The sequence below is a fragment of the Synechococcus sp. H70.1 genome (assembly GCF_047502705.1).
GTDB lineage: Bacteria > Cyanobacteriota > Cyanobacteriia > Thermostichales > Thermostichaceae > Thermostichus.
Genome location: NZ_JANSIV010000111.1, coordinates 1 through 3,366, shown reverse-complemented (window position 1 = coordinate 3,366; position 3,366 = coordinate 1). Strand labels below are relative to the sequence as shown.

At 58.3% G+C, this 3,366-nt stretch carries 3 protein-coding genes; all 3 read left to right on the top strand.

Features of this window, described 5'->3' with window-relative positions; genetic code table 11:
* The first annotated feature begins 132 nt into the window (after nucleotides 1–132).
* Nucleotides 133–1,239 (top strand): PIN/TRAM domain-containing protein, encoded by a 1,107-nt coding sequence (locus tag NW827_RS07900; protein ID WP_414361569.1) that lies wholly within the window; start codon nucleotides 133–135, stop codon nucleotides 1,237–1,239.
* A gap of 43 nt (nucleotides 1,240–1,282) precedes the next feature.
* A complete protein-coding gene (locus NW827_RS07895) occupies nucleotides 1,283–2,959 on the top strand; it encodes an ATP-binding protein (RefSeq protein WP_414503536.1) in 1,677 nt (558 codons plus the stop codon).
* A 2-nt stretch (nucleotides 2,960–2,961) separates the two neighbouring features.
* Nucleotides 2,962–3,366, top strand: a 405-nt coding sequence (locus NW827_RS07890; RefSeq protein ID WP_414503535.1) for a ribosomal RNA small subunit methyltransferase A, incomplete at its 3' end; no start/stop codon positions are given.

Genomic DNA, 3,366 nt, shown 5'->3' with positions numbered 1-3,366 from the left:
CTCTCCTTCAGCATAGCCTCCTTTTTCTGGCGTTTGGGAAGGAGATCTGCCTCCAAACCCAAGACTAGAATAAGGGGCAGGCTCGCCCATTGCCGAGAGCCTACTCCCCCCAGCAAGGGCACTTTCTACAGTATGTTGGACGTCATCCTGATTGCAATCTTCATCTTAGCGGGGTCAGGTCTTGGGTTCTACGGCCTGGATTTGCTTCCCCCTGCTGCTCTTGAAGGAGCCAATGTCGAAGGGGCGCGCGTGGTTACTGGCGGCTTCGGGGCCTTGGCAGGTTTGGCGCTGGGAGCCCTGGTGCGCTGGGGCTACCGCCGCTTCGAGGCCAACGTCCGCTCGCTGCCACCAGATGTGTTAATTAGCCGCTCGGTGGGATTGGTGATTGGCCTAGTGATTGCCAACCTGGCTATGGCTCCGGTTTATTTGCTGCCCCTACCCCAGGAGCTGAATAATTTTCTGGAACCGCTGGCATCTGTCTTCTTTAGTCTCTCCTTTGCCTACTTGGGAGTGAGTTTGGCCGACACCCACGGCCCGGCCCTGTTGCGCCTATTCAACCCCAACTATGCCCTACAAGCGGCAGCAGAAGGGAGTGTGGTGGCAGCCAGCCCCAAGGTCTTGGATACCAGCTCCATCATTGACGGACGCGTGGCCCAGTTGATTGAGAAGGGCTTTCTGGAGGGAACGCTGGTGATCCCCCGCTTTGTCATCTCCGAGCTACAGACTATTGCCGACAAGGCCGATCCCCAAAAACGGGAGCGGGGTCGTAGAGGGCTGGATACGCTGCAAGCCCTGCGCCAGGCTAACCCCGAGCGCTTTGTTATCCACGAAGCCAACTATCCTGACCTAAACACGGTCGATGAGAAACTGGTGCGCCTTGCCCAAAGCGTGGGCGGGACACTGGTAACCACCGATTACAACCTAAAGAAGGTAGCCCTGCTGCAAGGAGTCAAGGTGCTCAATGTCAACGAGTTGGCTGAGGCTTTGCGACCTATCTACCTTGCTGGCGATAGCTTTGATATCAAAATTACCCGTGAGGGCAAGGAGCCAGGCCAGGGGGTAGGCTATCTGGAAGATGGCACGATGGTGGTGGTGGAAGAAGGACAGCGCGCTGTAGGCAAAACTCGCTCGGTAGTGGTTACCGGCTCCATTCAGACCTCGGCAGGGCGGATGCTCTTTGCCCGCCTCAACACTAAAGACTCCGACCCCACCACCTCAGCCTCCTCGGCAAAAACCTAAGTTCTGGGTCCAAGGAGCTTGGTTTTTTCAAGGCAAGGTGGGCGTGTTTCCAGCGGATCTCATTCTCTACACGCAGGATCGCCAGCAGCGTTTTCAAAGTTTTTACTGGGAAGGGGCTGAGAGCTATGGTATCCACCCCCCGCAGATTGTGGCCGGGCAGCAGAGCTGGGAGGTGGTCAATGGGGAGGAGTACCAAGCCAAGCTAAGCCAGGTGTTTGCACAAGGGGATCCCTTGCAGCACGAATGCCAAGTCCTCTCGCCCCGCTACAAGCTGCATTTGCATCTTTGCCTCAACCCCGTGCGGGATACGGAGGGGGAGGTGGTAGCAGTTGCGGTGGTGGGCAAGGTGTTGGGGGCAACGCCTTTCAATTTGGCTGGAGGGACAAGCAAGCCCCCCAGCTTGCCGTACTCCTTTCTCAGTGAGCCGCTTCAGGCGGTTACAGCTCAGCTCATGCGCAGCATTGGCCACTCTGCCGGGATCCGCGAGCTGGGCCAGCAGACGGTGGAGCAGTTGGGGCAGCTGTTTGGGGTGGATCGCTGTCTGCTAGCCCTCTACGAGACAGGGCAGGATTCCCTAACAGTGAATGCTGAGTACCGCCGCTATCCGGAAACTCCCTCGCTGCTTAACCAGACTCTGCGGTTAGGGGATCACCCCCATTTGCTCCAGGCCCTTAGACAGGAAGAGCCAGTGGTAACAGAACGCCACCTGGCTGTGGCCATGTCCTACCGCGGCTACCCCAACAGCTTGCTTTGGCTAGAGGTGCTGCCCCCCAAGACTGCGCCTGCCTGGCAGAGCGGCCACCTCCAGGTGCTGCAGATTATTGCCACCTACTTGGGTACTGCCATCGCCCACGCTAGCTTGCTGGAGCAAAGTCGCCAACTGGCCACCCGTCTGCAACTGGCCAACCAAACCTTGCTTCAGAAAAACAAAGAGCTGGAGCAAGCCCGCGCCCAAGCAGAATCGGCCAACCAGCTAAAAAGCCAATTTCTGGCCAACACCTCCCACGAGCTGCGTACACCTTTAAACAGCATCATTGGCTTCATTAAGTTGGTGCTGGACGGGCTGGCCGAAAGCCGAGAAGAGGAGCTGGACTTTTTGCAGGAAGCCTACCGCTCTGCCCTGCACCTGTTGGCTTTAATCAACGACGTACTGGATATTGCCAAAATTGAAGCAGGCAAGCTGCAGTTGCACTTTCAACCCTGCGACCTGCAAGCCCTCTTCAAGGATGTGGAGGCCAAAACCAGTTTGCAAGCTAGTCAAAAGGGACTGCAGCTTAGCTTCCACCTGCCCCTTACGGAAGAGCCAATTTTGCTCTATGGCGACTACCAGCGCCTGCTGCAGGTGATGCTGAATCTAGTGGGCAATGCCATTAAGTTTACCCCCAAGGGCTCCGTGACGGTGCGAGCTGACCTCCTACCTGGCGAGCCGGGGATGGCCCGCATCCGCGTGATTGACACTGGGATCGGTGTGTCGTTGGAAAAGCAGCAGAAGCTGTTTCAAGCTTTTACCCAAGTGGATGGCTCCACTACCCGCCAGTACGGGGGGACTGGCCTAGGCTTGGCCATCAGCCAACGCCTAGTGGAGGCCATGGGGGGCGAGATCAATTTCTACAGCCTGGGGGAGGGGTTGGGCTCGACCGTTACCTTTACCGTGCCGCTCTACCGCCGGCCCATCCTAGCCAGGGATCCCCATCCGCCCCAGGAGAAGATGCGGATTTAACCATGCCCTATCCCCGCAAACGCTTTGGCCAGCACTGGCTCAAGGATCCTGCCGTCCACGCGGCAATTGTGGAGGCTGCCCAGTTGCCACCACCCCAAGAGGGCAGGGATCCCCCCTGGGTGCTGGAGATTGGCCCTGGCACAGGGCAGTTAACACGGCGCCTGTTGGCCCGGGGCGTCCAGGTGGTGGCAGTGGAGATCGATCGGGATCTGTGCCGCTTGTTGCGCAAGCGCTTTGCCAATGAGCCCCGCTTTCAGCTGTTGGAGGGGGATTTTCTGCGCCTGCCGCTCCCGCCTCAGCCCCGCCTACTGGTGGCCAATATCCCCTACAACCTCACCGGCCCCATTCTAGAGAAAGTTTTGGGATCCCCCGCCCAGCCAGTGAGGCAGTTTGAGCGCATCATCTTG

Bases quoted from the DNA above. Each gene is read 5' to 3' on its own strand.
- NW827_RS07900 (WP_414361569.1), top strand. From the start codon at position 133: ATGTTGGACGTCATCCTGATTGCAATCTTCATCTTAGCGGGGTCAGGT.